The 23,904-nt window shown below is 34.7% G+C and carries 41 protein-coding genes; all 41 read right to left on the bottom strand.

The window, feature by feature from the left end; translation table 11 throughout:
- Positions 1 to 15 precede the first annotated feature (15 nt).
- The 41 genes from CW357_RS01095 to CW357_RS00905 all read right to left on the bottom strand — a co-directional run bounded on the left by CW357_RS01095 (position 16) and on the right by CW357_RS00905 (position 23,895).
- On the bottom strand, positions 16 to 4,194 hold the full coding sequence (locus tag CW357_RS01095; protein WP_124217145.1) for a hypothetical protein: 4,179 nt from the start codon (positions 4,192 to 4,194) through the stop codon (positions 16 to 18).
- Positions 4,195 to 4,239: 45 nt separating this feature from the next.
- Complete coding sequence (locus CW357_RS18720) at positions 4,240 to 4,374, bottom strand: hypothetical protein (RefSeq protein WP_256386310.1); 135 nt, start codon at positions 4,372 to 4,374, stop codon at positions 4,240 to 4,242.
- 53 nt (positions 4,375 to 4,427) lie between these two features.
- Positions 4,428 to 4,799 carry a hypothetical protein gene (locus tag CW357_RS01085; protein ID WP_124217143.1) on the bottom strand — a complete coding sequence of 124 codons (372 nt, stop codon included), beginning with the start codon at positions 4,797 to 4,799 and terminating at the stop codon, positions 4,428 to 4,430.
- A gap of 21 nt (positions 4,800 to 4,820) precedes the next feature.
- Positions 4,821 to 5,396: a major tail protein gene (locus CW357_RS01080; protein WP_124217142.1), complete on the bottom strand. Its 576-nt coding sequence runs from the start codon at positions 5,394 to 5,396 to the stop codon at positions 4,821 to 4,823.
- A gap of 61 nt (positions 5,397 to 5,457) precedes the next feature.
- On the bottom strand, positions 5,458 to 5,772 hold the full coding sequence (locus tag CW357_RS01075; RefSeq protein ID WP_124217141.1) for a hypothetical protein: 315 nt from the start codon (positions 5,770 to 5,772) through the stop codon (positions 5,458 to 5,460).
- Between the two features lie 3 nt (positions 5,773 to 5,775).
- Positions 5,776 to 6,141, bottom strand: coding sequence for an HK97 gp10 family phage protein (locus tag CW357_RS01070; protein WP_124217140.1), 366 nt, complete (start codon positions 6,139 to 6,141; stop codon positions 5,776 to 5,778).
- On the bottom strand, positions 6,131 to 6,487 hold the full coding sequence (locus tag CW357_RS01065) for a phage head closure protein (RefSeq protein WP_124217206.1): 357 nt from the start codon (positions 6,485 to 6,487) through the stop codon (positions 6,131 to 6,133). Before CW357_RS01065 ends, CW357_RS01070 begins: the two co-directional genes overlap by 11 nt.
- Positions 6,474 to 6,776, bottom strand: coding sequence for a hypothetical protein (locus CW357_RS01060; RefSeq protein ID WP_124217139.1), 303 nt, complete (start codon positions 6,774 to 6,776; stop codon positions 6,474 to 6,476). Before CW357_RS01060 ends, CW357_RS01065 begins: the two co-directional genes overlap by 14 nt.
- Positions 6,777 to 6,784: 8 nt before the next feature.
- Positions 6,785 to 6,991, bottom strand: coding sequence for a hypothetical protein (locus CW357_RS01055; protein ID WP_124217138.1), 207 nt, complete (start codon positions 6,989 to 6,991; stop codon positions 6,785 to 6,787).
- A 16-nt stretch (positions 6,992 to 7,007) separates the two neighbouring features.
- Positions 7,008 to 8,162, bottom strand: coding sequence for a phage major capsid protein (locus CW357_RS01050; protein WP_124217137.1), 1,155 nt, complete (start codon positions 8,160 to 8,162; stop codon positions 7,008 to 7,010).
- 19 nt (positions 8,163 to 8,181) lie between these two features.
- On the bottom strand, positions 8,182 to 8,943 hold the full coding sequence (locus tag CW357_RS01045; protein WP_124217136.1) for a head maturation protease, ClpP-related: 762 nt from the start codon (positions 8,941 to 8,943) through the stop codon (positions 8,182 to 8,184).
- Positions 8,940 to 10,082, bottom strand: a complete 1,143-nt coding sequence (locus CW357_RS01040; protein WP_124217135.1) for a phage portal protein — start codon at positions 10,080 to 10,082, stop codon at positions 8,940 to 8,942. The genes CW357_RS01045 and CW357_RS01040 overlap by 4 nt, the downstream gene beginning before the upstream one ends.
- Positions 10,083 to 10,100: 18 nt before the next feature.
- Complete coding sequence (locus CW357_RS01035) at positions 10,101 to 11,774, bottom strand: terminase TerL endonuclease subunit (protein WP_124217134.1); 1,674 nt, start codon at positions 11,772 to 11,774, stop codon at positions 10,101 to 10,103.
- Positions 11,771 to 12,103, bottom strand: a complete 333-nt coding sequence (locus CW357_RS01030) for a hypothetical protein (protein ID WP_206426804.1) — start codon at positions 12,101 to 12,103, stop codon at positions 11,771 to 11,773. The genes CW357_RS01035 and CW357_RS01030 overlap by 4 nt, the downstream gene beginning before the upstream one ends.
- A 123-nt stretch (positions 12,104 to 12,226) precedes the next feature.
- Positions 12,227 to 12,562: an HNH endonuclease gene (locus CW357_RS01025; RefSeq protein WP_124217133.1), complete on the bottom strand. Its 336-nt coding sequence runs from the start codon at positions 12,560 to 12,562 to the stop codon at positions 12,227 to 12,229.
- Between the two features lie 6 nt (positions 12,563 to 12,568).
- The gene (locus CW357_RS01020) at positions 12,569 to 12,748 is read right to left on the bottom strand and encodes a hypothetical protein (protein ID WP_124217132.1); all 180 of its coding nucleotides are present in this window, start codon (positions 12,746 to 12,748) and stop codon (positions 12,569 to 12,571) included.
- The gene (locus CW357_RS01015; protein ID WP_124217131.1) at positions 12,745 to 12,996 is read right to left on the bottom strand and encodes a hypothetical protein; all 252 of its coding nucleotides are present in this window, start codon (positions 12,994 to 12,996) and stop codon (positions 12,745 to 12,747) included. Before CW357_RS01015 ends, CW357_RS01020 begins: the two co-directional genes overlap by 4 nt.
- A gap of 16 nt (positions 12,997 to 13,012) precedes the next feature.
- Positions 13,013 to 13,294 (bottom strand): hypothetical protein, encoded by a 282-nt coding sequence (locus CW357_RS01010; RefSeq protein ID WP_124217130.1) that lies wholly within the window; start codon positions 13,292 to 13,294, stop codon positions 13,013 to 13,015.
- A gap of 19 nt (positions 13,295 to 13,313) precedes the next feature.
- A complete protein-coding gene (locus CW357_RS18140; protein ID WP_164489518.1) occupies positions 13,314 to 13,466 on the bottom strand; it encodes a hypothetical protein in 153 nt (50 codons plus the stop codon).
- A gap of 217 nt (positions 13,467 to 13,683) precedes the next feature.
- Positions 13,684 to 14,292, bottom strand: a complete 609-nt coding sequence (locus CW357_RS01005; RefSeq protein ID WP_124217129.1) for a hypothetical protein — start codon at positions 14,290 to 14,292, stop codon at positions 13,684 to 13,686.
- A gap of 193 nt (positions 14,293 to 14,485) precedes the next feature.
- Entirely contained in the window at positions 14,486 to 14,644 is a 159-nt protein-coding gene (locus tag CW357_RS18135; RefSeq protein WP_164489517.1) for a hypothetical protein, read from the bottom strand.
- Between the two features lie 43 nt (positions 14,645 to 14,687).
- A complete protein-coding gene (locus CW357_RS01000) occupies positions 14,688 to 15,101 on the bottom strand; it encodes a DUF722 domain-containing protein (RefSeq protein WP_124217128.1) in 414 nt (137 codons plus the stop codon).
- A 17-nt stretch (positions 15,102 to 15,118) separates the two neighbouring features.
- Positions 15,119 to 15,472 (bottom strand): hypothetical protein, encoded by a 354-nt coding sequence (locus CW357_RS00995; RefSeq protein WP_124217127.1) that lies wholly within the window; start codon positions 15,470 to 15,472, stop codon positions 15,119 to 15,121.
- Positions 15,473 to 15,526: 54 nt separating this feature from the next.
- Entirely contained in the window at positions 15,527 to 15,709 is a 183-nt protein-coding gene (locus tag CW357_RS00990) for a hypothetical protein (RefSeq protein WP_124217126.1), read from the bottom strand.
- 41 nt (positions 15,710 to 15,750) lie between these two features.
- Positions 15,751 to 15,963, bottom strand: a complete 213-nt coding sequence (locus CW357_RS00985) for a hypothetical protein (RefSeq protein WP_124217125.1) — start codon at positions 15,961 to 15,963, stop codon at positions 15,751 to 15,753.
- A 43-nt stretch (positions 15,964 to 16,006) separates the two neighbouring features.
- On the bottom strand, positions 16,007 to 16,435 hold the full coding sequence (dut, locus tag CW357_RS00980) for a dUTP diphosphatase (RefSeq protein WP_124217124.1): 429 nt from the start codon (positions 16,433 to 16,435) through the stop codon (positions 16,007 to 16,009).
- Complete coding sequence (locus CW357_RS18460) at positions 16,413 to 16,808, bottom strand: hypothetical protein (protein WP_206426803.1); 396 nt, start codon at positions 16,806 to 16,808, stop codon at positions 16,413 to 16,415. Before CW357_RS18460 ends, dut begins: the two co-directional genes overlap by 23 nt.
- Complete coding sequence (locus CW357_RS00970; protein WP_124217123.1) at positions 16,808 to 17,104, bottom strand: hypothetical protein; 297 nt, start codon at positions 17,102 to 17,104, stop codon at positions 16,808 to 16,810. The genes CW357_RS18460 and CW357_RS00970 overlap by 1 nt, the downstream gene beginning before the upstream one ends.
- Positions 17,101 to 17,283, bottom strand: a complete 183-nt coding sequence (locus CW357_RS00965; RefSeq protein WP_124217122.1) for a hypothetical protein — start codon at positions 17,281 to 17,283, stop codon at positions 17,101 to 17,103. The genes CW357_RS00970 and CW357_RS00965 overlap by 4 nt, the downstream gene beginning before the upstream one ends.
- Positions 17,283 to 17,540 carry a hypothetical protein gene (locus tag CW357_RS00960; protein WP_124217121.1) on the bottom strand — a complete coding sequence of 86 codons (258 nt, stop codon included), beginning with the start codon at positions 17,538 to 17,540 and terminating at the stop codon, positions 17,283 to 17,285. Before CW357_RS00960 ends, CW357_RS00965 begins: the two co-directional genes overlap by 1 nt.
- Positions 17,540 to 17,761 (bottom strand): hypothetical protein, encoded by a 222-nt coding sequence (locus CW357_RS00955; protein ID WP_124217120.1) that lies wholly within the window; start codon positions 17,759 to 17,761, stop codon positions 17,540 to 17,542. The genes CW357_RS00960 and CW357_RS00955 overlap by 1 nt, the downstream gene beginning before the upstream one ends.
- On the bottom strand, positions 17,761 to 18,195 hold the full coding sequence (locus CW357_RS00950) for a hypothetical protein (protein ID WP_124217119.1): 435 nt from the start codon (positions 18,193 to 18,195) through the stop codon (positions 17,761 to 17,763). The genes CW357_RS00955 and CW357_RS00950 overlap by 1 nt, the downstream gene beginning before the upstream one ends.
- Positions 18,196 to 18,208: 13 nt before the next feature.
- Positions 18,209 to 18,625: a DUF1064 domain-containing protein gene (locus CW357_RS00945; protein ID WP_124217118.1), complete on the bottom strand. Its 417-nt coding sequence runs from the start codon at positions 18,623 to 18,625 to the stop codon at positions 18,209 to 18,211.
- 10 nt (positions 18,626 to 18,635) lie between these two features.
- Complete coding sequence (gene ssb / locus CW357_RS00940) at positions 18,636 to 19,112, bottom strand: single-stranded DNA-binding protein (protein ID WP_124217117.1); 477 nt, start codon at positions 19,110 to 19,112, stop codon at positions 18,636 to 18,638.
- A 3-nt stretch (positions 19,113 to 19,115) separates the two neighbouring features.
- Positions 19,116 to 19,565 carry a hypothetical protein gene (locus CW357_RS00935; RefSeq protein ID WP_164489516.1) on the bottom strand — a complete coding sequence of 150 codons (450 nt, stop codon included), beginning with the start codon at positions 19,563 to 19,565 and terminating at the stop codon, positions 19,116 to 19,118.
- Positions 19,555 to 20,790: a replicative DNA helicase gene (locus CW357_RS00930; protein ID WP_124217115.1), complete on the bottom strand. Its 1,236-nt coding sequence runs from the start codon at positions 20,788 to 20,790 to the stop codon at positions 19,555 to 19,557. The genes CW357_RS00935 and CW357_RS00930 overlap by 11 nt, the downstream gene beginning before the upstream one ends.
- On the bottom strand, positions 20,790 to 21,731 hold the full coding sequence (locus CW357_RS00925) for a hypothetical protein (protein ID WP_124217114.1): 942 nt from the start codon (positions 21,729 to 21,731) through the stop codon (positions 20,790 to 20,792). Before CW357_RS00925 ends, CW357_RS00930 begins: the two co-directional genes overlap by 1 nt.
- Positions 21,732 to 21,742: 11 nt before the next feature.
- Positions 21,743 to 22,543 carry a PD-(D/E)XK nuclease-like domain-containing protein gene (locus CW357_RS00920; RefSeq protein WP_241155030.1) on the bottom strand — a complete coding sequence of 267 codons (801 nt, stop codon included), beginning with the start codon at positions 22,541 to 22,543 and terminating at the stop codon, positions 21,743 to 21,745.
- On the bottom strand, positions 22,515 to 23,375 hold the full coding sequence (locus CW357_RS00915; protein ID WP_206426802.1) for a hypothetical protein: 861 nt from the start codon (positions 23,373 to 23,375) through the stop codon (positions 22,515 to 22,517). The genes CW357_RS00920 and CW357_RS00915 overlap by 29 nt, the downstream gene beginning before the upstream one ends.
- A gap of 89 nt (positions 23,376 to 23,464) precedes the next feature.
- Positions 23,465 to 23,644 (bottom strand): hypothetical protein, encoded by a 180-nt coding sequence (locus tag CW357_RS00910; RefSeq protein ID WP_124217113.1) that lies wholly within the window; start codon positions 23,642 to 23,644, stop codon positions 23,465 to 23,467.
- Positions 23,641 to 23,895, bottom strand: coding sequence for a hypothetical protein (locus tag CW357_RS00905; RefSeq protein ID WP_124217112.1), 255 nt, complete (start codon positions 23,893 to 23,895; stop codon positions 23,641 to 23,643). The genes CW357_RS00910 and CW357_RS00905 overlap by 4 nt, the downstream gene beginning before the upstream one ends.
- Positions 23,896 to 23,904 lie beyond the last annotated feature (9 nt).

The following is a 23,904-nucleotide window of genomic DNA, read 5'->3' as shown; positions in this document are numbered from 1 at the left end:
TAGTCGTCACTCCTTTTAACCAAATTTAAAAGCCATGCGATCTAATTCTCTGCGCATAGCCTTTTCTGAACTTTCTTGAGTATAAATCTCTACTTTCGGTTGGAAATGCTTAGAGTAATCATAGCTGTTAGAACTGCTATTTACTGTGGAAGAACCAGTCATCATAGTTTGTGCGCTATTAGCTAGACTTCCATATAAATTGCTCATAGCATTTTTTAATCTACTCGCTGATTCTTGTAAACCAACAATGAAACCTTCATTCGTATATACACCAAGCTTTTTCATAACTCGTGAAGGTGAATGAATATCTAATGCGCTTGCTGTTGTACTAGCTACAATTGCCGCTAATTCTGCTGCAACCTTTTCAAGTTCTGATTTCTTAGATTTCATACCATCGATTAATCCTTGTACTGCATATGAACCAATGGAAGGCATGTTCTTCATTTCATTCTTTGTTACCTTAGTAACTTTGCTCATTGAAGTTTTCCATTCGGCTTGATATTCCTCTAGCTTAGTCTTAGTTTCTTCTCTTAAAGCAACTATTTGTTCAGCTGTACTAATTCTCAATCCTTCTAATTCGCTTACTGCTTCATCATGAGCAAGTTTTGATTTTGTCTTCCACAATTCTTGATATTGAGTTAGCTGTTCATCTGTTAAAGTATTTAGCGCTGCAACTTCGGCTGCTGATTTCGGTCCCATTTCTTGTAATTCAGAAATTAAACCTTCACTTACTCCGCGTGATGCTAATGCAGCTAAACTTGCTTGCCATTGTTCAAAAGTAGTGATTTGACCTTGAAGGTTATTTAATAACTGTTCTCCACTTATCTCGCTGTTTAAAGTAACCTCATCGAATAATCCAGCAAAACTATAAAGTGACTTAGCACGATCATCAACAGCCTTTTTATACTCATCTGTTAATTTCTGTTCACTTTCAGCTAACTTTGTATTCAACTCTTCTACTTTCGATAAATAATCTGCATCGATTTTCTTCTTAGCTTCAGTGATTTCTTGCTTCTTTTGCTTTGCTAAGTTTTCGAAGTAGATACGTTCATCACTGTTCTTTTTATAACCTTTAGCAAGAGTATTAAGCATGTTTAATTCTTCTTGCATAGATGTACTAGTTAACTTAGATTTATTTGCGTAATCTCTCTTGTCATCTGCAAATCGTTTTTTATATGCAGCTTCTCTTTCTTTTTTGAGAGTTTCAGCATTCTTTTTCTTAGTACTAGTAATTTCAGCATCTATCTTCTTAATACCAGATGAATAGTTGCTATATTCTTTTTTGAGCTTTTTCAACTCATTTATATATTGCGTTGTGTTTAGTTTTCCGGCTTTAAAGTCCATCTGCACATCTTTCAAATCACTATTAAACGCTCTAATAATCTGTTGCGCCTTTTTCTTAGCTGCCTTTTCTGCTTTTGTATTAGCTTCAATACCTTTAGCGATACCTTCTGTAATCCAATAACCTACTTGGTCACGCATAACTCTTGATGGAGAGTGGATTCCAAGGATTGATTTAAACTTAGCAGGTATTCCATCTGCAACTGATTTAACTGCACTTGCAATCTTGCCTGCAGCACCCTTGATACCATTTACTAACCCTTCTATGATATTTCTACCGATTGATGCAAGATTAATACCTTCTAAGAAAGATTTAGCCTTATTCCAACCACTCTCAACCGCACTTTTTACTTTACTCATTGCAGTTGAAACGACTTCTTTAAACTTACCGAAGATATTAGATACTACTGTTTTAATGCCACCAACTAGAGTAGATGTAACACTTTTTGCAGCACTCCAACCATTTGAAATAACTGTTTTGACAGTATTTATTACAGTTGAAACAGTTGTTTTAATTCCATTCCATACGGTTGTAATAACGGATTTAATGCCATGCCACACACTGCTTGTAACGCTTTTAATACCATTCCAAACGGTACTAATAACTGTCTTAATTCCGTGAAATACCGTACTTGCTGAAGACTTTAAACCGTTCCAAACTGTTGAAACTACAGACTTTATTCCATTCCATACAGAAGAAGTTACAGACTTGATACCATTCCATACTGTTGTGATTACTGTTTTTATTCCGTTAAACACTGAACTACCAAGAGATTTCAAACCGTTCCACATTGATGAAAGTAAAGCTTTTATTCCGTTCCATACTGTGGAGGTAAAAGTCTTAATTCCGTTCCATGCAGTTTTTATTGCATTTCCTATTGCATTAAATACTGTTGTTGCAGTGTTTTTAATACCTTCCCACACAGTTGATAAAAATGATTTAACTGAATCCCAGTTCTTCCACAGGGCTATACCAACCGCAATTAATCCTGTTATAACTCCAATCGCTATGCCTATTGGTAGAGTTATAGCACCTATTGCTGCAGCTAAAACAGGCCATAATGAAGTAACAACACTAATAATTGGTGCAAGTGCCGCAAAAACTCCAACAATGATTCCGATTGCTGCACCAACAGCTGCAATAACTGCGGCTAATGTAGAGTTGTTTGATACCCATTCAGCTATCTTACCTATAACTTCAGCAATTTTAGATAAAAGTGGTTGAAGTCTATCAATCATATCTTGCATTGATTGCTTTAATAAAACTGTAGGATCTTGGTCCATTTTAGAAACAGCATCATTTAATTGTTCTTGATTTTGTTTTGTTTTATCTTGAGCTTCACCAAGTCCTTGTAAAACAGCTATCATATTCGGACCTTGGTCTTCCCATTGAGTAGTAAAAATTTGAGTAGCAAGAGCATTTTTCAAACTCTTATCCTTGATACCATCTAACCAAGTAGCCATATCGGACATTGCTTTTGAACCTTTAGTTCCGCCTGCAGCAACATCTCTACCCCATTGTTGAAATTGTTTTGAAGATATATTTGTTTGTGATAATAAATCCTTCATACTCTTAGGGACTTCTTGACCAAATGCAGCCATTTCAATACGCGCGTTTTTCACACCGTCGTTCAAGTTATCAATATTCCAAGTTTTAGTATCGATGCCTTTTTCGAAAATAGCTTGGATTTCTTTTGTAGAAAATCCGGCTTGTTTCATTTGCAATCCGTACTCTGCGATAGTATCTATCTGTTCCGGAGGAAACCCTGCTTTTAATAATGAATTTGTAAGTGCTAAGGCATCCTTATTTGAAATCTTTAATCCTGACGCAACTTCATTGACTTCTTGAATTAATTCGGTAAAATCAACACCCGAATAACTAGATGCAATTACTGCAGCACCTTTTACGATTGCCGTATTTGCGGAATCACTAGCATCTTTATTTAGTGACCATTGCCTACGGACACCTTCTAATGCAGCTTCACCATCAACACCATATGTTTCTATATTCTTAATCGCTTCATAAACAGATTGCTTACTTTCTTCCGGTACATCAAAAGTAATATCGATTTTCGTATTAAGTGAAGATGTATCAAGTGCTTTGCTAATAACACCTGCGATTCCGCCACCGGCTGCTAAACCAGCAACTACACCTTTTAGATCTTCACCGAAGCCATTTACTTTATCTCCGGCTTGTTCTGCTTCTTTAGCTACATCAGATAAATCCTTTTTAACAGCTTTAATACTTGCCCCATCATCCACAGACTTTAGTGCATTTTTCATCTTATCGATATCGATACTAGAGCCTAATGCTTCTTTACCGATTTTAGCGATTGCTACATCTAATTGTGATGCGCTTGCCTTACCATTCTTAATAGCATTAACTAATCCAATTCCCAATGAATCAGCATACTGATCTACACTTGTACCAGTTGCTTCAAAAAGAGTATCAAGTTGTTTCGTCTTACTTTGTAACTCTTGTTGAGCCTTCCCAACATTAGCTAGTTGTGATTTTAAATTGTTTAGTGATTGCTCTGTATCGATTACTTCACGATTGAAAGCACGATACTGTTCATCATTGATTTTTCCAGCTTTAAACTGCGCTTCAACTTGTGATTGTGCTTCTTTTAATGTTTTGAGCTTTTCAGAAGTGTTTTGTATTTGCTTTGCTAATACTTCTTGTTTTTGAGCGATTAAATCAGCATTGCCTGGGTTAAATTTCAGTAGTTTATCTACCTCTTTTAACTCTGTCTGTGTCTTTTTAACACTTCCATTAACTTTACTGATAGCATTTTGAAGCCCGGTTGTATCGCCACCAATTTCAACTGTAATACCCTTAATTTTCCCTGACATCTATATTCTCACCGCCTTTTTAGGACAAATAAAAAAGAGCGTTAATCAACGCCCTTTCAATGCTTCAATATCTGCTTGTGTCGCTTTACGCGGTTTGTTTTCCTTCTGTTCTTTCGGATTATGAATCTCGTTGTACTCATCGATATAATCTAAGCACATTCCAATTGTCATTAATTCCATGTCAGCATGTTCTAACTTTGTTGAACGACATAAAGCAAGATACAATTCTGTTGTTAATTCTGATAAACTTGTTTTTTCTGTGCCTTCTGTTTCTGTGGATTCTTCTTTTTTTTAGTAGTAGCAAGTGATTCTGTTAATAAATCCATTACTTGTGGAAGAACCTCGTAAACATTGAAGTTATCAAATGATAATAACCATTCGTCACGTTCTCCGATAGATTTATCACCAAACCATGCAAGAACATAAACGATATCATAAAGAACATCGATACTAAATTCACCAAAATTTTCAACTGTTAAATTTTGCATACCTTCTAGTTTCTTTAAATCTTTGAAAATGTCTCGACCAGTTTCGCTTTTGTATTTAACAGGAAAAAGAGCATTCGCTTTAAAACGAACACTCTTTCCAGAAATATTAATTTTCATTTGTCATTCCTCCACAGTTTATTATCCAGCTGGTACTTCTACAGGTTCTGTTACTGCTGTATAGAATGCATCATAAACAGCTTGTGGTGTATCAGGTCCTGTTACCCATTTAATAGCTCCATCAGGTCGTGGAGTAGCTTTAAAGTTTAATTCAACTGTATTTACTTCCGTTTTATCTTCTTTTGTTTTAGAAGCATTACCAGGACGTGAAACTGATACATTGTAATAAACAAAACGGTCAGCTTTTTGATCGCCATCGATTTCAAATAGCAAAGCAATTCGTTTAGATTTAGCATTTGAATTTTCGAATAAACCACCATTTACAACTGTTTGACCTAACACATCAGTATAAAATGATTGTGGAAGTTTGGCGAAATTAAATTTTCCTTCGTAACCTTGGTTAGCTTCGGCTTCATAATAAACACTATCATCTGCAAAGAATGAAGTTGATTCACCGGCCGGATCCGTAGACATTTCTGTTGCTCCTGGAATCCTAACTGGCGTTCCATAAGTGAATTTCCCATCAGCATCTTCTGTAGCTACTGCATAGTAAACATTTTTAAGACCAAATAATACTTTGTTTGCTGCTTGTGGCATTTATAAACATCTCCTCAAATAAATTTTTGTAATAAAAAAAGAACCCGTGGTTTCGGATTCTTTAAATCGTTAAATAGTAAGTTCTTTTATAAACTTTTTCAGACACGATATATACTTCGTCTGGATCATCATAATAGAGTTCGTTATCATCAAATAACTTCTCTATTTTCGCTTCAAGCGCTAAATCTTTTTTACTTGTATATACTTCAACATTAATATTCTTAGTCTTGTGGACGACTTTGTTATCTGCGCCAAATGTGTTATCATCAGGATTCGTATAAATGATAAAAGGTGGTTCCTTGGTAGTTGTAAAATGGTCATAAGCAACTGGATAGCCTATACTCGCCAACTTTTGCGCTAATTCTACTAATGTCATTGTCTACACCATCTTTTCTATACCATGTACGAATTCTTTTATCATTTCTTCTTCGACAGCTTTAATATGTGGCCTAGCTGCTACACGTCCACCGTTTACTTTTGCGTGACCATATTCGAGTAAGTGTGTTAACTGATAATCTGTAGCATTGTGGACTACCCATTTACCTTTTACTTTTTTAGCTCTCCAACCAGTTTTGTAACTACCTGTTAGCTTTGGACTAACAACACTTAAACGAAAAGCACCTTCTTTAGCTACTGTTTCAGCAAGTGACTGTACATCTTCATCCACAACTTTTGAGTATTTTTCTAATTCATCTATGATTGCTTGAGCAATTTCATCTGTTTTGTATACGCCTTTAACCGCCATTACTAACACGCTCCTTCGCAATGATGGTGAGAGTCTTATTTAATTCGTCATCGTTTAGAATACTTTCGATATCGAATATGCGCTCATTAAATTTAATTTGCATATCAGGAGTTAAACCGTTCTTATAACGAATAATGAAACGGTACGTGTTTTCGTTCTGTGTAGATGCTGCAGAAAAATATTCTCGGCCACTTACCGTTTTAATCATGCACCAGACCGTTGCAACTTCCACCATTTCAACATTTTCTTGCATTAATTCATCCACAGTGATTGTTTCTTTTAGAAAAGTGATACGATGCCTAAATGATCCAGAATTAAAATTTGGCGAATACTTAAATGATTGCATCTGTATCACTCTCCGCAACAATTTCTTCAAGTGCTTTTGCAATTCCTAAGTCGTTGATGTTGCTTAAAAAATTGTCATTGAAGTATTCCAGTGCATCGTTATAAACATATCGAGAACGTTCAAAAACCAATTCTTTAAACTCTTCATCAATCGATATGTCATATTCTCCACACATACGCTTTAAAGCCGTATTAGACGCAGAAAGGATGCGTCTTAGGCTCTCATCTTCATCATCACCCAAGTGCATCCTATCTTTGAATTCTTTTAAAATTTCGTCTGTGATTGTCATTCAATCACCTACTTTTTCTCATCTTTAGATCTATCATCAGTAGCTTGTTTCTTATCATCTGTGGATGAAACATCAATGCGCTCTAAAAAAGAGCTATCAAGATTTTTTTCAACCTCGTCAGCTCTTTTTACAGTCATTTCAATTTCTGAATCAGGTGTGTAGACAACACCTGTATGTTTATCACGAAATGTTTTTAATACCTTAAATTTAGCCATTTAAGATTCCCCCTTATTAACCTACTGGCACTGCATCAAAATTAATGTTTAAATCATAAACTAAAGCTGCTTTATTATCTTTTGGTTCACCATTTGCAAACTGTTTTAAAGTGTAAAGCGTTGCATCTTCTATTGCTAATGTTTGGTCAAATTTCTTAACCTTTACGCCACCTGCTAAACGTGCATTGTAACGACCTTTTACAAAGAACAATGCTTTTTTGGATGGAATTTGGTCAGATTCAACAACTTGAATGTTGTATGGTAAAGCTGTTACCCATTGACCGTTAGCTGTTTGAATTGTATTTCGGAATTGGACAGCAATAGCATCTGTTGGGTTAACAACCATTACAACTTTGCCTCCAACTTTTACTTTTTTACCTTTTGCATCTTCAGATAATGCAGAAACAACACCGTGTAACTCTTTTGCAATAGTTTCACCAAATTCAGATGGTGCAAATGTTAATGTACCGCTTGAAGCTTTATCAGTGATAGCCCCTGTAGATGCATTCACATCTTTCATTAGTCCAATTGGTTCTTTTTTAGTTGATCCTCCACCATTTACAAAACCGTACTCTAAACCTGTAGAATATGATTCTACTAGTAATGTACGAACGTAACGTTCAATCCACACTGGACCTAATTCCAACATATCGTTTGGAATAGCTGCAAATGCTGTTAATTTAAGTTGGCCAACCTCTTTATCACTAAATGCAGAAGATACTTGTCCTGCAATACCTTCGAATAAGTTACCCCATGCATATGCTTTTGTTGGGTCTGAATCAATATAACGAGTTACTGCTCCTAAATCTTGCAATCCAAGCGCATCAAGCAATGGATATTCATTCGCTAATTCTTCAAATACACGTTCTACAGTTGTTACAGGAAGAATTGAATCATCAGAAAATCCACCAGATGTTGCAACTTCATTAAAGAACTTCATTTCTTCTGAAGTTAATACATTTTGACCGCGTTGTTGTAAAACTGAACGATCTAACATTTCATTGTTTACTTGTGCAGCAACTGCATTTGTAACTTCTGATTGCAATACATCAAAATAGTTTTCGAATGCTTGTGATTGTTCTTCTTGGGTTGATGCTTCGTTTGATAATACCGATGTTAACTTTGCTTTCGCATTTTTAAAAGCTTCTGATTTGTTAAATTTAATTACCATTTTTACATTCCTCCGATTTTTAGATATTTAAAAAAGCCATACAAGCACTGTTTTGTTTTACAGGCGTAGGCTTTTTAGGTTCCTTATTTTCAAATTGTTCTATCTTATTTTGCATCTCTTGCATTTTAGCTTTAAGTTGAGTAATCTCATCATCTTTGTTTTCTTCCACAGTTGATGATGAAGATGACGATGCAAAACCAATTTCAACAGCTTTTTGAGCACTAAACCACGTTTCAGCATCTACCATGTTGCGTATTTCTTCACGACTAACATTAGCTTTAGTCATGTAAATATCAATGATGCCATCTTCTAAATTTTCAAGGACATCTGCTTCTTTTCGCATTTCTGTTTTAGTTCCCCAAACTATGCTACTAGCTTCATGAATCATAAGCATTGAACCCATTCCCATGATTAATTCATCTGCAGCCATAGCGATAACAGATGCTGCTGAACATGCCCAACCATCAACATTAATTGTGACTTTACCATTATGCTTTTTCAGACGGTTGTAAATAGCGATTCCATCAAATGCATCACCGCCAGGAGAATTAAGATTGATTGTAATATCTCCATCTATGCTATTTAATGCATTGTCAATATCACTAGCTGAAACTGAATCTTCCCACCATGAATCACCAATAACACCGTAAATAGTGATTTCTGTAGTATCTGTTGCTTCATTGTGAAAAGTCTCGAATTTACGATTAACCTTTTTTAATTGCTCGTTGTAAGATTGATTTTTAAAGGTTTTAAGAAAATCTTCTTTTAATATTTGTCTCATTCGTTCTCACCTCCTTCAACGGTAGTACCCATTTCTTGATAGTTTTTAGTAATGTAATGTTTGTCCAGGTTAGTATCTGTTGATGGCTCATACCCAGCCTCCTGTCTGATTTCATTTCCAGTAAATGCACCAGAAGAAACAAGTTTATCTACACTAGCTGCAATATCAAATAGGCTGTTATATGAAATACTTTTAACCTCAACTTTTTGGCCATTTAAAAATTCTTGTTGTGTGAAAAACTTAGAATTTGCTTCATCTTTAATTTTTTTGAGTAGTGGACTAACAGTGTACATCATGTAGTTTTTAGTAGGCTTTTCTACATCTGCCATATCACCATGAATTAAACTGATTGGAATGCCTATAGCCATTGCTACTTGATCTAAGAATCCGTTTGTAACTTTATTAATTTCATCCACACTCTGGGATGAAGAATTACCTGAAGCATGTTCCTTATACTCAATTCCTTTTTGTTGAGGGACTATAGCTACGTCCTTGTCACTAATTGCTTTGTACATGTTATCAATGAATTCTTGTAGTTTAGCTTGTTGTTCTTTTGACTTAGCTGCGATCATATCCATATCAACGGTGCCACGGATTTGATTTTTTCGTTTTTGGGAATTTAATATTCGACCAAATAAATCGCCATAATCTTTATACAAGCCGTCAATTAATGGTGCTAAATTTTCGTTCTTATACCTTAAATGAATGACTTCACTTTGTTTGAATGTTCGTTTAAACATGTAATCTTTAATAGTCACATCGTAAAAGGTATCCTCGAATACTGCATATTCGTTATGGCCGAATGAATCAGCAATAAGTAAGTCACCATCATCAGCTTGAATTACAAGACATTCATTGTCATAAACCAACTTATCGATAAAGGTTTGCCAAAATGTACTTGCAGTCATGTTTTTATTTGGCCTTACGTTTAATCGATAATACAGTTCATCTTTTTCATACTTATCTCCATTTCGGATTCTAAATTCAGATTGACTTATAGTTCTTGCAAGAAACGAAACGCAAGTATCTACTGCTAAACGCTTCATGTGAATTCTTGTGGACGTATCTTGAAAAATATCAAGATCAAACATGAATTCTACCTCGCTATTTCTTTTAAATATTGCATCTAAGAAACCCATTTTTTCTCCTCACCTCCTTTAGAATTTGATATCACCAATGAAGAATTCATTATCCTCAACTATTTCATCTGCTCGATACATACCATGAACGAAAGCTTGGAAACCATCAGTTTTTCTACGAATAGGCTCTTTTTTCATATACTCTTTGTTGCCATCTTTTTTAATAACAACAAGGACATTATTCGTGTACCAACGCATTAAAGGATTATCCCCAAAAATAATTTGTTGATTTGCAAATGCTGTTTCAATCCTTGGCGCTAACAAGCTGTGGATGGCTCTAGGATTACGAATTACTTCTACTTCAAATCCTTCTGCTTCAAATAATGGTTTTAATATTTCCATTCGAAAATTATCAGCTATTATTTTTTTAATAACGTAGTATTCACGCATCTTTACAAACCATTGAACAATTATATTTGGGTCAATTGTAGGTCCTTCCACAACAGTGAGGAGACCTTGTTCTTCCCATTCACGAATAGGTGCAAATTTACGCTTACCAGCCATTTCAGCATCCTGTTTTTTCGAATAACTGTAATACTTATCAGCAAATTCTTTTCTAACATATGAGTGCGTTTGGAATACATAATTTCCTTCATCTCTAAACAGAAGACCACATGCAGCAAAATCTCGAATACTTGCATAGTCAAGACAACCGATGCACTCTTTATAAAGGACATTTGGTAATGGCTTATTTGTAGCAAGAATTTCTTCCCAAGTTGCTACAGATTTTTCTAAATCAGTGATAGGAAGGTTCATACGCTTTGTCATGAACTCTTCTCTATTAGATGGATCATCTTCTAAATCTTCATATTCTTCATAGATGGTATCGAATAAACCTTGAGCATAATCGCTTCTTGGTTCACTTAGCATTGGGTTAGCTTTTTCCCAAGAGGAAATATCATCGACTTCACTTTCATCATCTAATTTACAAATGAAAGGAAATAAAGCGTTTGGCCGAGCTTCACCATTTAAAACCTTCAATGCTTTTTCTTTCATCTTGTCTAGGAAACCGTCACGCACATAACCATCTGTGCCAATATAAAATTCTCGTGGATTAGGTTTCTTACCAAGACCGGAAATATGAACTCTTACATCTTTATTGCTTTCAAATTGGTGAATCTCATCAAATACAACAGCACCATCACGCAAACCATCTTTTGTTTCACCGTTTGATGTTCGAAATTTTAGAACTGATTCTGTTTTCTTATTTGTGATTTTTTGTTTAGTACGTGCCCACATTCCCTTTAAAGTGTTGCTTCGGCCAATTACATTGTAGGTTTCATCAAAAGATGTTTTAGCTTGTTCTTCTGAGTTGGCTACAATTGAGATATTGTATTCTCTAATGCCATGCAATGGGCTTGTTAGGAAATGCGTAATACCGGAAATAATACCGTTCTTACCAGCACCACGTCCCATCATCCATAAGAACTTACGATAGAATACGCGGTTATTCTTCTTGAAAAATAAAAAGATGAAAGCAATTAAAAACCGTTGGAAAGCTTCGGTTGGAAAATACCATTTCTCAATAAACCGAATACAGTTTTCAATCATTTCATCATTGAAATACAAATCATCTCGACTAAGTACATCATTTTGCAAGTACTCAATCAGTTGGATTCGTTCTTTATTTAGTTTTATCTGTCCAGTTTCATAAAGCTGAATATATTCGTCTACGTACTTATTTGAAATCAAATTAAATCATCTTCCGTGAAGTTTTCTTGTTCTTCCACAGTTGATGCAGTTGAGGTTGTGCCTTCACTGATGAAATTGAAAGTTTTCTCGAGTGCAATTAATTGTGAATTAATTTTAGTCTTATCATTCAAAGCTGGATGTGATTTAATAAATCGCTGCGAGCCATTTTCAATAGTTACAGTTGCTCCATCACGTTGAATCGCTTCATCACATAGTGCATCAATTTTCAGAAGTTCTATATATCGTTGAACTTTCTTCACTTCCATTAGATCACCAGTATCAATCTTACTCATTAATTGGTCTCGTAACTGTTCAATCATTTGTGTCATGCTACCCCCTCCCCTCTATATAGCCCCTAACGTGCGCGAATATATTTAAAAATCTGGACAGAACAGTCCACCTCCCGGTGCCCCAATTTCGAATAAAATCGAAACCTTTTGACCGGGGGGTACTTACCATTTTTCATCTTGTTCCCATTTATTTATCTTTCTTTCAAACACTCGTCCATGTTCTTTGTTGTGACAATCAACACAAATGGTTTCAAGGTTATCAATCTCTAATGCTAGTTCAGGATGATGTTCGAGTTCTTTAATATGATGGACAACAAGTTGTATCTTCTTTCGCTTTGCATGTTCACTGAATTCATTTGTGTCAATGCGAACAATACCTTTGCCTTTGCATTCCTGACATTCATAGTTGTCTCGTTTCTTTACTTCTTCTCGAAGTCTTTTCCAATCGCTACTGTCATAGAACTTACGCTTTTGTTCTTTGGTTTTGTATTCATTCATTGATTGTTACTCACTGCCTTCTAATCGTATTGGCAACTTAACAGGTGGTTGAGTTAGTCCTTTAATAAGTCCTTCTGCAACCCACTTACCAACTTGAATACTTTGTTGAGCATTAAGGAACTGACCACGCTTAATAATGTCTGCAATGATTTCATTCTCTTTATCAAAACGTTCTTGTTCAGTCATTGTGAAACCTCCAATCGTGTTGGTAGTTCATCTAATTCAGTTAAACATTTATCACAACGAGAATAGGCTACATCTTCACTGTAAAGAGTTGTATAGCTATCATGACCACACTTTGGACATTTCCAAGCATTATCAATAGCTTCTAACTCATCAGCCAATGCACCTGCATGTTTAGCTATAGCCTTTAACTTACGTCTTGATTTGTTATCGAATCCTAATTCAATTGTGATACCTTTAATGTTTCCCATGCTTATCCCTCCACACTTAATACATGTTATTAACCAATCTTTCAAACTCTTTTTGTATTATTCTTTTTACTTTGTTAACATTCATTGAATCATTAAATGTTATCTGTTCTTCACCAATCGTTCTGATAACTCCATCTTCAGTACCATACTTAATCAAATACTTATGAGGTTGTCGTCCATTCATATCATCTGAAACATATTGATAATCAATTGAAGCAACACCTTTTACTCTCTCACCATCTACATATACAATTGGTGGTTTCGTTACATCTGATATTTCAATCCTTACATTTGCCATGCATATCCCTCCAATAAAATTAATTAAATAAAATCGTTCGCATCATGTTACATAAGTTTTCACAACTCTCTTTGTCATTGAAAGGTAAAGAATAATATACAGTGCCATCAAGATTGGGATACCATTTATTACTATTTTCATCGTATACCGACTCTACAATTATGTTCGCCATCGTTATCCCTCCACAGTTATTACTTAGGTCCAACATGAACCAGACCTTAATTACACACCCATAAACACATACGACCATTCATATGCATTTATCGTTGCATAATCATTCATCTGTGACGTTTTAAATAGAAAGATGATAATTTATACTAGATTGATATAAAACGTCTGTAATCGAATGCTATGCGCTTTTAAATTGATACATAATAAAAAGCACCAGATTATTCCGATGCTTTTTCATTTAACTTTTCAATTATGTATGATAAATTTTCGACGTTTTTCTTTCTGAAGTTTCTACCAACAGCTCTAAATAACCCTCTAGCTATATTGCATAATACTCTTTTAGAATGCACATCAACTATAAATGCTTTCTCTTCTAAACTAGCATCAACATGAGCTCCACCGCTTTTATTTGCTGAGTGCTTAATAAAATCGAATATTGTAATATCTTGTTTTTTATTTTGCAAAGTTATAGATAAGATAACCTGATTTAGCCAATCACTTAAAGGAATTCTCGGTTTTTCATAATCAAACAGTTCATCTGGCACAAATGAATTTCCATCTACAGTTAAGTTTACTAATTCCTTGATCTGATGCAATTGAGGATTGGGTTGTATTTTTCTAATAAGAGAATTATCAATTATCTTGCTCCCACGTTTAGAAGTGTCACAAAGAATCAACCTTAATTGAGCAGCAATCACATTGTTAAATTCTTCTAACTCAAAGAATTCCACCATCATTATACTGTATTCTAAAATTTTCATTGCTTCATTATATTTACCGCGTATTCCTGTGTTTGATCTAGTGAATACCATATCTTCTCTCGACATATCTTATTCCTCCCTTTTATATACATTTTAACCAATAAAATTAAAAAGACCACCCTTTTTGAGTGGTCCATATCCAGAGGAGGAAACTCATGTCATGAAGTACTTTTATCAAATACTCCATGCTACTACTTTAATACATTATTTTGCGAACTTCGCTAGTGTCAGGAAGTTCAGTTTTTCTACGAACTGTGCATTAGTTCTCCCTCAATTCTTCTAAACTATATCCCAACTTGTTTAATTGTCTCTCAACCTCTTCTTTTCCTTCTTTTCCAAAGTACGCTGGGTCTGCGCCAAGAACTTTAGTTGCTTCCTCCATCGCTTTGATAAAAATCTCATCTTTAATATCGGTCATACTTACTCACCCTCCCTGCGTTATACTTTTCTTTTATCATTCACTAAACCCACCCAATCCGTTTAGCAGTCTCATCAATCAATATGTTTCGTTTACGTAATACCTTATGTCTCGACATATACAACTTGTCTGCAATGTCCTCCCATTCGAAGAAATCATTCTTGCACCAATACCGCATCTTTACGATTGTTTTAGAATCATCATCAAGATCCACATATAACTTGTCGATTTCATCCACAATATGCTTTAGATTCTGATAGAGCTTGTCTTCTAATAAAACAATTGCCTTCTGTTGAGTTGTATTAGATATTCTCCCAGAAGAAATACCGCCTATTCGTTCTTCTTCCTGGTATGGATTCAATAATTCCCATTCACGATATTTCAATTTCTTTTTATTCTGCTCATGGTTTATCCAATATTCTTCGATTTTCTTTATGTCTGTACGTGTTAATGCCATGTGCAGCACCTACCTTTTTAATTACGTATTAACCTACCTTGCTTTTCTAACTCATACACTTTTCGTTTTACAGCTTCACGCGGTTTACCGATTAATTCACCAATGATGCGATACGTGCCAAATTGAACACCGTTTTCTTCCACAAATTGAATGATGATTTTTTCCTGCTTTGTGGTCCAACCACGATTGTTGTAATTACCTTGCGATATATTCGTACCATTTACTTTGTTTAGAATATTAATCGCTAATTGTTCTAAACTTTTCTTACAATAAATATCGATTCCATTCACTCTATAATATTGTTTGCAAATAGGATTGCATTTACATTTTCGAGTGGTCTGAATTTCTTCAATAGTCGGTATACTATTCAATTGCTATACCTCCCGATACAAACTGACGTTCTTTTTAAGAGTAAAAAATATATGTTATTCGTTCACTTTAACTTCATAACCATGGTCTTTTGCTAATTGAATTAATGTTTTCTTACCTTCTCCATGCGAATCTCTTGTAGATGCATGTCCATCTGAATAAGCTTTTAATTTACCATCAATATGCAAGTCGTAACGATATTCTGATGGATTCCAAGAAACGATTGCTTGATTGTTCATTTGTTCACCTCTTTTGTTACGCTTTTTCTACGGAATGCACATTAATTTAATTCTGTTATATAACCTTCTCGATTTATCCAACCTTCCATATTATTTTCAATCATTTCATAAATTTGTTCTTTTGTTTTAGGTGTTATTGCATGTACTTCGAAACGGATGCCTAAATGGCGACCAATGTAACGATATCTACCGTTTGGAATCGTTCCTGCATACCAACCATCATGAGGTCTTTCGTCCATGTAATAAACAGGCATACTATTTCCCCCTTTCTATTGCACAAAATTCTTCTACTGTTCACTAAACCCCTGTACTCCCAAATCCATTTACACCACGATCACCACTGTTTAATTCCTGTACTTCCACAAGTTCAATATCAGGAATCTTTTGAAATACTGCTTGTGCTACCTTATCGCCTTTGTTGACTAAAATTTCTTTACTCGATACATTTATGGCAATTACACCAACTTCACCACGATATGAATTATCTACGGTTCCAAATATTACTTTTAATCCGGTTTTAAGTGATAATCCACTCCTTGGTCTTACTTGAAGTTCGTAATTACTAGGCAATTCAAATGCAAGTCCTGTATTAATCTTTTTAGTTTCAAACGGCCAAATAATCATATCCTCCACAGCTATTAAGTCGAATCCACTATCAGTTGGATGTGCTTTAAATGGGATAACTGCATCTTCTACTAATCTTTTAACTTTTATTTTCAAACTCATACCCTAACTCCTCCAATGTTTTTCTAGCTAGATGTCCTTTATCCATTTCAACTTCCGATGGGCTAAATATTCGTTCATCATCACGAAATACCCAGTTACCTTGTTGAGCGTAGAATCGTGCAGTTTTGATTAATTGCTCGTTTTCTCTTGCTAGTTTCATATGTGATTCGTTCAACTTAACCTTTAAAACTTGCAGATAAACAAGAAAATCAATTATTTCTTCACTAGCGTGTTGGATCCATTCTTCCACAGAATAATCATTTGGATTAACAGTGGTACCATACTTAGCTAATCCTTTGGCTGTTTGATTTTCGAGTAAGGCTTGTACATTTCTTATAATTGGATTTGCTATGATTTCATCTGAAATGGTCATTATGCATTCACTTCCTTTAATGCATTTAGTACAATAGCATTCGATTCATGCACCTTTTTTAAATAGCTTTCGATTGACCTAATTTCGTTTTTATCAATGAGCAGTTCATTTGTATGGATAAACTCCAAAGCGCTTAATATCGACTTAGAATAGCCCTTAAATCGCCAATTAGTTGAATATTCTTTTGCAACTGGATTATAAACAGTTTCTAAACGTTCGACAGTAACATTCAAATTGTCATATTCTTTAATTCTGACTTTTCCTAAATCTATTAAAATAGCTTTTTCTTTTGTCATTTATTCTCACCATCATTTCCATAAAGTGCTTCATGCGCTACTTCTCGCATTCTCCATGCTTGTGGATTTGTAGCTTCGATTTTCCATCTAATCGTTTTTAAAGCTGAACGTAAGCGAATATTGTCTTCTCTAAGTGAATCTATCTCACGTAGCAATTCACGTTCATAATGCTTATCCATCAAGCGTTCACTCCTTGTTTTATTTCATCTATCCAGTTATTAATTTCTGTAACTTTCTTTTTTACCGTTTCTCGTGCATCACCCAGTTGTGATAAACGAGTGCGAACTTTTGCACGTTGTTTAACGCTATTATTTCCTTCATCCTTTTGCATTGCGAACAATTTATCCGATTCTTTATCAATACGTTTGTTGTACTTTTCAATTTCTTGCAAGTAATGATTCTTAGCGGTAAGAAGTATTGATATGCGTTCATTCATCACGTATTCGCTCCTTCCACAATCTCAAAAGATGTTGCTTTAACAATTACTGAACCTTTAAAAAATCGTTGAGCACGTTTTGCGCTTTTTAAATTGTCATGAGCTTTAATGGATGGCTTTGTACTACTACCGCCACCCATTGGAAAATTAATTACTTTACCATGCTCATTTATGTTTGCAATTAAAAACACTTCATCTGATTTCGATGTGCAATTGAGCATCACTCATCACCTTCCACATCATCAATCTTCAACTGACCTTCTGGAACTGTAACCGTACCATCTTTATTAACCTCATATTTAATACCTTCATGAGGTTCCTCATAAAATTCCTCAATACTCATTTGAGAAGGTTGAATAAGTAAATCTACATTAGATCCAGCAAATGGATAAAACTTATCGATTTTACCTTTGCTATCTGCATTGACATTAAATTTAAGGACTGTCTTTTTGCTATCACGTTGGATGTTTGCAAATTCAGCTGCAATCGGTTCTAGTTCACTTTTAGCAATTTCCAACACTGTGATAGAACCAGGCATTTTCAATAATTCATCAGCATGTGGAAGTTCATCAGATAATACATGGAACATTAATACTTCCTTTTTGTCGTCTTTTTGCATCTTTTTGAATAATACGTTTAGTTGAATGTTTGTCATTTTAATTTCCCCTTTATTTAGCTAATTTTTGTTTTTTGCGTTCTTTCCTAGCTTTCTCGTAATCTTCTAATTCAATCCATCCACCATCAATCTTTGAAAATTTTACTAGTTTCAGAACAAACGGAAAGCGATATTCGAACAGTTTCTTTTTGAGTTTGAAGTCAGCTGTTAAGAATCCTTTAACATCCACTACTTCGATATGTCCATCTGAATAATGGACTTCAAAATCTGCTTTATATTTAATCGGGCGGATTTTTTTATCACTTTTCACATAGCCTTCGAGCAATATATATTCTTTTTGCATTAAGAATTCTCTGACTGCCCCTTGCTGTTCAAGTTGTTTTAAGTACAAGTAGTAATCGGATTCCATCTTAGAGTCGAAAGTTATTCCATCAACTTCTACTTTTTTATTTTTGTATTTGCTAGTCATTTCATCACTCCTAGAAAGGCAAGTCCTCTTCAGTCACTTCTGTTCGTCCATTGTTAACAGGTGCAAATGGATCTTCATCAACTCTTGAATAATTTTGATTCATATTTGAATTGGATTGAGTCGATTGATAATTTGTTTTTTGCGTTTGACTACCTTGCGTATTATTACGTTTACTTTCTAAAAACTCGATACTGTTTGCTATGACCTCTGTTGTGTAAACGCGTTTTCCGTCTTGCCCTTCATAGCTGCCTGTCTGAATTCTTCCAACAATACCGATTCTGTCACCTTTCTTTTGATAGTTTGCTAGATTTTCAGCTTGTTTTTTGAACACCTTACATGTAATAAAATCTGTTTCATACTCACCTTGCTGATTTTTGAACTCTCGTTGAACAGCAAGTGTAAAATTACAAATCGCTATTCCAGACGGGCTAAAACGTAATTCAGGATCTTTTGTTAGTCGACCAACTAATTGAGTAGTATTCACGATCTACTACCTCCATTGTTTTTTATCTTTATCAAATATCATTGCAGTTGCGGGAAAAATTATTGTTGCATCTCGTATTTCTCTCAGTGTTTTATATTTTTTCTCTTCAGGGAACCAAAAACTCATATCAAGTTCATCTGTAATATCAAAAACCTTTTCAGGCAGCATTCCAAGTTCATTTAAACAATGCCCTCTTGCTGATTTTTCATCCACCGCAAACACAAGAAAATGTTGATTATTGCCAATTGGCATTGTATAGAGTTTAATAATCTTTAAATCTAATTCATTTCTTTTTTTCATCTCTTCCACTTCGTGGTAATTAACCAAATCCCAATTTACTGAATTTGCGTTATCTGTTCCTTTTACAACGTTATTTTTTATTAGCCAATATACAGCGTAGGCGAGTTTTTCTTCGTCATACTTGATAGAGTCATATAACAACTCGTTATACGTCATGAATAGCTCCCGTAAACATGTTGTATTTAGCATGAAGTGTCCCCACTCCACCTTCTCGATGTTTAGCAAGAATCATTTCTAATGAATCATCGTTTTCATCTTTGCTGTAGTAGGCATCACGATAAAGGAACATTACTATATCTGCATCTTCTTCAATACTCCCACTTTCACGTAAATCCGATAGCATTGGTCGCTTGTCTGGTCTTTTTTCTACACTTCTTGAGAGCTGCGCTAATGACACGACAGGACAATTAAACTCTTTTGCAATGGCTTTTAACGATTTTGAAATATCAGATATAGCTAAGTGCATATTTCCTTTAAATTCTTCCTTAGCTTTAATCAACGTTAGATAATCAATAAATATCATCAACTGTTTTCCTGGGAATTGATTTTTTACTTTTCGTACCTTCATGCGTATTTCTTGCACTGTTTGCCCACTCTTATCAAAAATCTGAATGTTTGTTTCGCTTACTTTTCCAATCGCATCCATCCAAGTTCCTTTTTGTCCATCTGATAACCGTTTATATAAATTTTTCATTTTCGAACGATTATAATTTCCTGTTGAAGCAATTAAACGATCGCGTAATTTATTTGCACTCATCTCTAATGAAAAGATAATAGGTATGCAACCATGCCAACCTGCTTGTTTGGCAAAATGCAACATGACATCCGTTTTCCCCATAGATGGACGAGCTGCAATAATAATCAAATCACTGTTTTGCCATCCATTTGTTGAATCTTGCAATGTCTTAATTCCTGTTGGTATACCTTCTGGTTTTTCTTTTGAGTTCCATGGCTCTTCTACAACTTCTAAAACTAATTCTTTAATGTCGTTGTAATCATCAACCTTGTTAGCAACTAAGTTATTGAGTTCAGTAGTTATTTTGTCGAGATTCCAATTTTCGTATTTTGCAATTTCTAAAATGTTTAATTTTTCTTTTTCACGCCAATTATCGATTAACAACTCTACATAACTATCAAACTTTAATTCATTAGCCATGTTCTGTATTCGATTCAACTTACCAGCTCCACCGAACTCTTCAGGCTTACCAGTAGTTAATAAAGTTACTAGATCAATTGCTTGTCCTTTTGCTGCTAGTTCCTTCATAGAGAGAAAAATATTTCGATTTTCACCGACTTGAAAATATTCAGGCTTCAAATCTGAGTCACCTAACAAATGTGGAGCCTTTAATATGGTCCCTAAGATTGCTTCCTCTGTAAGCATCAATCCTCACCTCTTGAATAATCGATATTTAAAGGTTTATAAATTGTCATTTGTTCAGTTCCATTTTGTTCGCTAAAAGGTGTTCTCTTCTTTTGCTCATTTTGCATTTTAATAAGCAATTCAGAATATCTTTTTCTTAATTTAGAAGGAGATAAAACATTGGATTTCCAAAAGTCATCTTGTTGAACCCATTTGATTAGTTTTGAAATCTCATGTTTATCTCTTTTATCCAGCTCTATAAGTTTTCTAAAATCATCACACCATGTTTGCTTATTAGGATCCTTAAATTTTTGGTCGTTTTCACGTATTTTTGAGATAAAGAAATTTGCCAATTTCATCTCATCGGAATCCTCCTCGTAAAAGCGTGAGCGTTTGCGAGATATATTATTATTTACATTATTAACATTATTGTTTGTGTTCATTTGTTGTTCATTTGTTGTTCGTTTGTTGTTCATCTGTTGTTCACTTTTTTTAACACATTCACCTTGAACCGTTGATACAAAAGCGTTTTCGTGCGTTATTTGTTGTTCACTTTTTTTGTTGTTCTCATTTTTGTTCACAGGTTTGTCACCGAATCTGTTGTTCATCTGTTGTTCATTTAGTTGATACATAGACCAATTAATCACAGTAACGACGCTGTATTTCGTTGTTTTTTTGATGTTCACCATATGCATCTTCTCTAGAGTGCCTAACCATCTCCACAAGGTGATTGAAGAAACAATATCTCCTTTTATTGCTCCTCTGTTAAATTCATAAGCTAATGAATCTCGACCAGTAACAAACTGGCCGGGTTGTAACTTTATTATCTGTGTACCAACTAATTGCTCATGTTCTGCGTGAGATGCTTTTAATAAGCAATGAATCCAAAGCTTAAGCATGCCCGCGCTAGAATATATTGGGTTGTCCATGAGCTTTCTGTGTAGACTAATCCAACCGGACATGCATTACCCTCCTATTCCAATAAAAACTCGATTTCAAAAGTATTCGTAAGTTTTTTAGTTGCTCGGCAATACTCGCATTTTTCACATCGCATCGGTTTCTTTTTGCCTTGTTTTATTTCTAAAATTCCTGGTGTATAAATTTCGGCATATTCTTTTTCAAAATCAAACCTAGATTCATCGAAATGTAGTACTGCTTTATCAGGTGGATTTTCTTTCGTTACAGCTACAATGTAAGGGGAATAATACTCACCTGTATTTTGAAAGATTATTTCACGATAAATAGCCATTTGAAGTACATAATCATAGGCTTCTACGAAAGATACATACTTGTTGTATTTGTCACTCCAATAGCGCTTAGAAAGACTTTGAGTAGTCTTTATATCACTAAAAGTTTTACGATCATGATTGATTGAATCAACTTTTATTTTCCACTTAGCTCCGAACAGTTTACCTGTGTAAATAACCTCTTTTTCACCTTCAAGCGCAAACATAGAAAACTTGTCATCTTTAAGCGTTTGAATCATTGCATCAGCTTGTTCAAAATCTGAATATTTTCCATTACTACGTTTTTTAAAGATTACGTCATGTTCTTTTTTACAAAAATTATTGAATGCATCATCACTTTCAAATGCACTATGCAAATATGATCCTACCGTTAAAGCATTAGAATATGGACGAACAAACTCTCCTTTTAATTCTGCTAGTGATCTCGCTTCACACTGTACGAAATTTTTGAATTGTGATACTGACAAGTATTCAACGTTTGCTTCTTGTGAGTAGTAGTTATTCTGATTTAGCAAGGTTTTCTGCAACAGTAGTCACCTCTTTCTCGAAGTCTGCTGCAAGTTTACTAGTTTGTTTTTTACCAGTCTCTTTGTCGAACCAATCTTCAACTTTTGACATTCCATCTTTAAGCGAGTTGAATATTTTAATAAGTTCAACATAATCATGTTCAGTGAAAGATTCTGCATTATAACCAAACTTTGTTTCAATCATTTCTTGAGTAACACGATAATTTTCCTTAAATGCTTTTAGAGCATTTGAAACTCTATCTTTTAAGGGGCCTTTGTTATTGCCAGCTAATGTATTTGTACATTCGCCAACAGCTTTTTCGACAACATCGCCAGGAATCACTTCTAAAATACAAGCACGTAATCTGCGAGAACCGTCATTTGCAACCTTTTCGTAAATATCTCTAGGATCTGTTAGTTGTTTTAGTGAACCTTTTGCTTTTATTGAATGTTTTACCGTGAAAGTTTTTTCTACTCTCACGTTCGTTTCTAAGTCCCATGCATAAGCCATTGCCACTGATTCACCATTACGTTGTTCTAATTCTTTAACACCAAACGATAAGTTTCCCCAATTTTGTGCTAATACTTCTGCTAGTCGAATTGAAGGTCCAGTTACACGTTGACCGCCTTTGGGATATGAATACATTGCCACTTGAGCAAGCGCCGGCCGTTTGCAAGCATCTAAAATTCTTTGTTCTGATTGAAATGAATTTCGAGGAAATTGTTTTGCTAAGAATATAGCCCCTTTTACTTCTTCCATCTCACGAGAAGCACTAGCCTGTGCTAGCACTCCTTGTTGCGATTGATGAAGTGATGGTTGGTTATTATTAAATTGAGTTGTTAAATCATTCATGTATATTTCCCTCCATTTTGTGATATAGTGTTACTAGAAAAAATCTTTTCCTTAACGCTCGTTAAAGACTGCCATCTTTAGCGAGTTTTTTATATTTCCACCAATTCAAGCGCATTTCTAACCTTCTTCCTTTTTGCTAATCTATGTTTATATGTTGGAGTAAGATAAAATTTAATAGTTCTTATCTGTACACCTTTTTGATTAGCCAATTCCTCTAAAGTGCCAATTCCAACGATGTTTTCACCTTTGTACAACGCATACTCTTTCAAATTTTAGCAACCTCCTTCTTCCGCATTACTGCAAAGTAGTTACTAATCGCTTGATGGTCTGAATATCTAAATCTGCTTAACCTATCGATTGAATTCCCTTCATAGTTGTAACGTTTAACTTCTTTGTGTTCCTCGCCACGTTTAACTAATTCAAAGCCACGTTTTTCTAAGTCAGCAATTGCATTATCTAACTCGTATTCTCTTGCACGTTTGATTTTTACGTCTCCGAAAGGTTTGCGCCATCTGTCCAATTAACTCAC

The sequence above is a fragment of the Rummeliibacillus sp. TYF005 genome, from assembly GCF_003844195.1.
Lineage (GTDB): Bacteria > Bacillota > Bacilli > Bacillales_A > Planococcaceae > Rummeliibacillus.
Note: the sequence above shows the minus strand (reverse complement) of the source record. Positions and strands in the feature narration are given on the sequence as shown.

Coding starts and splice junctions, on each gene's coding strand:
- CW357_RS01020 (WP_124217132.1), bottom strand. CDS start 12,748: ATGACTGAACAAGAACGTTTTGATAAAGAGAATGAAATCATTGCAGAC.
- CW357_RS01000 (WP_124217128.1), bottom strand. CDS start 15,101: ATGGCATTAACACGTACAGACATAAAGAAAATCGAAGAATATTGGATA.
- CW357_RS01040 (WP_124217135.1), bottom strand. CDS start 10,082: ATGGGTTTCTTAGATGCAATATTTAAAAGAAATAGCGAGGTAGAATTC.
- CW357_RS00990 (WP_124217126.1), bottom strand. CDS start 15,709: ATGAACAATCAAGCAATCGTTTCTTGGAATCCATCAGAATATCGTTAC.
- CW357_RS01095 (WP_124217145.1), bottom strand. CDS start 4,194: ATGTCAGGGAAAATTAAGGGTATTACAGTTGAAATTGGTGGCGATACA.
- CW357_RS00945 (WP_124217118.1), bottom strand. CDS start 18,625: ATGACTAGCAAATACAAAAATAAAAAAGTAGAAGTTGATGGAATAACT.
- CW357_RS00950 (WP_124217119.1), bottom strand. CDS start 18,195: ATGACAAACATTCAACTAAACGTATTATTCAAAAAGATGCAAAAAGAC.
- CW357_RS00930 (WP_124217115.1), bottom strand. CDS start 20,790: ATGCTTACAGAGGAAGCAATCTTAGGGACCATATTAAAGGCTCCACAT.
- CW357_RS18140 (WP_164489518.1), bottom strand. CDS start 13,466: ATGGCGAACATAATTGTAGAGTCGGTATACGATGAAAATAGTAATAAA.
- CW357_RS18720 (WP_256386310.1), bottom strand. CDS start 4,374: ATGGAATTAATGACAATTGGAATGTGCTTAGATTATATCGATGAGTAC.
- CW357_RS01010 (WP_124217130.1), bottom strand. CDS start 13,294: ATGGCAAATGTAAGGATTGAAATATCAGATGTAACGAAACCACCAATT.
- CW357_RS01005 (WP_124217129.1), bottom strand. CDS start 14,292: ATGTCGAGAGAAGATATGGTATTCACTAGATCAAACACAGGAATACGC.
- CW357_RS01030 (WP_206426804.1), bottom strand. CDS start 12,103: ATGACACAAATGATTGAACAGTTACGAGACCAATTAATGAGTAAGATT.
- CW357_RS18135 (WP_164489517.1), bottom strand. CDS start 14,644: ATGACCGATATTAAAGATGAGATTTTTATCAAAGCGATGGAGGAAGCA.
- CW357_RS01085 (WP_124217143.1), bottom strand. CDS start 4,799: ATGAAAATTAATATTTCTGGAAAGAGTGTTCGTTTTAAAGCGAATGCT.
- CW357_RS00960 (WP_124217121.1), bottom strand. CDS start 17,540: ATGAATGAACGCATATCAATACTTCTTACCGCTAAGAATCATTACTTG.
- CW357_RS01080 (WP_124217142.1), bottom strand. CDS start 5,396: ATGCCACAAGCAGCAAACAAAGTATTATTTGGTCTTAAAAATGTTTAC.
- CW357_RS18460 (WP_206426803.1), bottom strand. CDS start 16,808: ATGACCATTTCAGATGAAATCATAGCAAATCCAATTATAAGAAATGTA.
- CW357_RS01065 (WP_124217206.1), bottom strand. CDS start 6,487: ATGCAATCATTTAAGTATTCGCCAAATTTTAATTCTGGATCATTTAGG.
- CW357_RS01070 (WP_124217140.1), bottom strand. CDS start 6,141: ATGGCGGTTAAAGGCGTATACAAAACAGATGAAATTGCTCAAGCAATC.
- CW357_RS01045 (WP_124217136.1), bottom strand. CDS start 8,943: ATGAGACAAATATTAAAAGAAGATTTTCTTAAAACCTTTAAAAATCAA.
- CW357_RS00915 (WP_206426802.1), bottom strand. CDS start 23,375: ATGAATGATTTAACAACTCAATTTAATAATAACCAACCATCACTTCAT.
- CW357_RS00985 (WP_124217125.1), bottom strand. CDS start 15,963: ATGCCTGTTTATTACATGGACGAAAGACCTCATGATGGTTGGTATGCA.
- CW357_RS00935 (WP_164489516.1), bottom strand. CDS start 19,565: ATGACGTATAACGAGTTGTTATATGACTCTATCAAGTATGACGAAGAA.
- CW357_RS01015 (WP_124217131.1), bottom strand. CDS start 12,996: ATGGGAAACATTAAAGGTATCACAATTGAATTAGGATTCGATAACAAA.
- CW357_RS01025 (WP_124217133.1), bottom strand. CDS start 12,562: ATGAATGAATACAAAACCAAAGAACAAAAGCGTAAGTTCTATGACAGT.
- dut (WP_124217124.1), bottom strand. CDS start 16,435: ATGAGTTTGAAAATAAAAGTTAAAAGATTAGTAGAAGATGCAGTTATC.
- CW357_RS01075 (WP_124217141.1), bottom strand. CDS start 5,772: ATGACATTAGTAGAATTAGCGCAAAAGTTGGCGAGTATAGGCTATCCA.
- CW357_RS01050 (WP_124217137.1), bottom strand. CDS start 8,162: ATGGTAATTAAATTTAACAAATCAGAAGCTTTTAAAAATGCGAAAGCA.
- CW357_RS00955 (WP_124217120.1), bottom strand. CDS start 17,761: ATGCTCAATTGCACATCGAAATCAGATGAAGTGTTTTTAATTGCAAAC.
- CW357_RS01055 (WP_124217138.1), bottom strand. CDS start 6,991: ATGGCTAAATTTAAGGTATTAAAAACATTTCGTGATAAACATACAGGT.
- CW357_RS00970 (WP_124217123.1), bottom strand. CDS start 17,104: ATGACAAAAGAAAAAGCTATTTTAATAGATTTAGGAAAAGTCAGAATT.
- CW357_RS00925 (WP_124217114.1), bottom strand. CDS start 21,731: ATGTCCGGTTGGATTAGTCTACACAGAAAGCTCATGGACAACCCAATA.
- CW357_RS01060 (WP_124217139.1), bottom strand. CDS start 6,776: ATGACAATCACAGACGAAATTTTAAAAGAATTCAAAGATAGGATGCAC.
- CW357_RS00965 (WP_124217122.1), bottom strand. CDS start 17,283: ATGGATAAGCATTATGAACGTGAATTGCTACGTGAGATAGATTCACTT.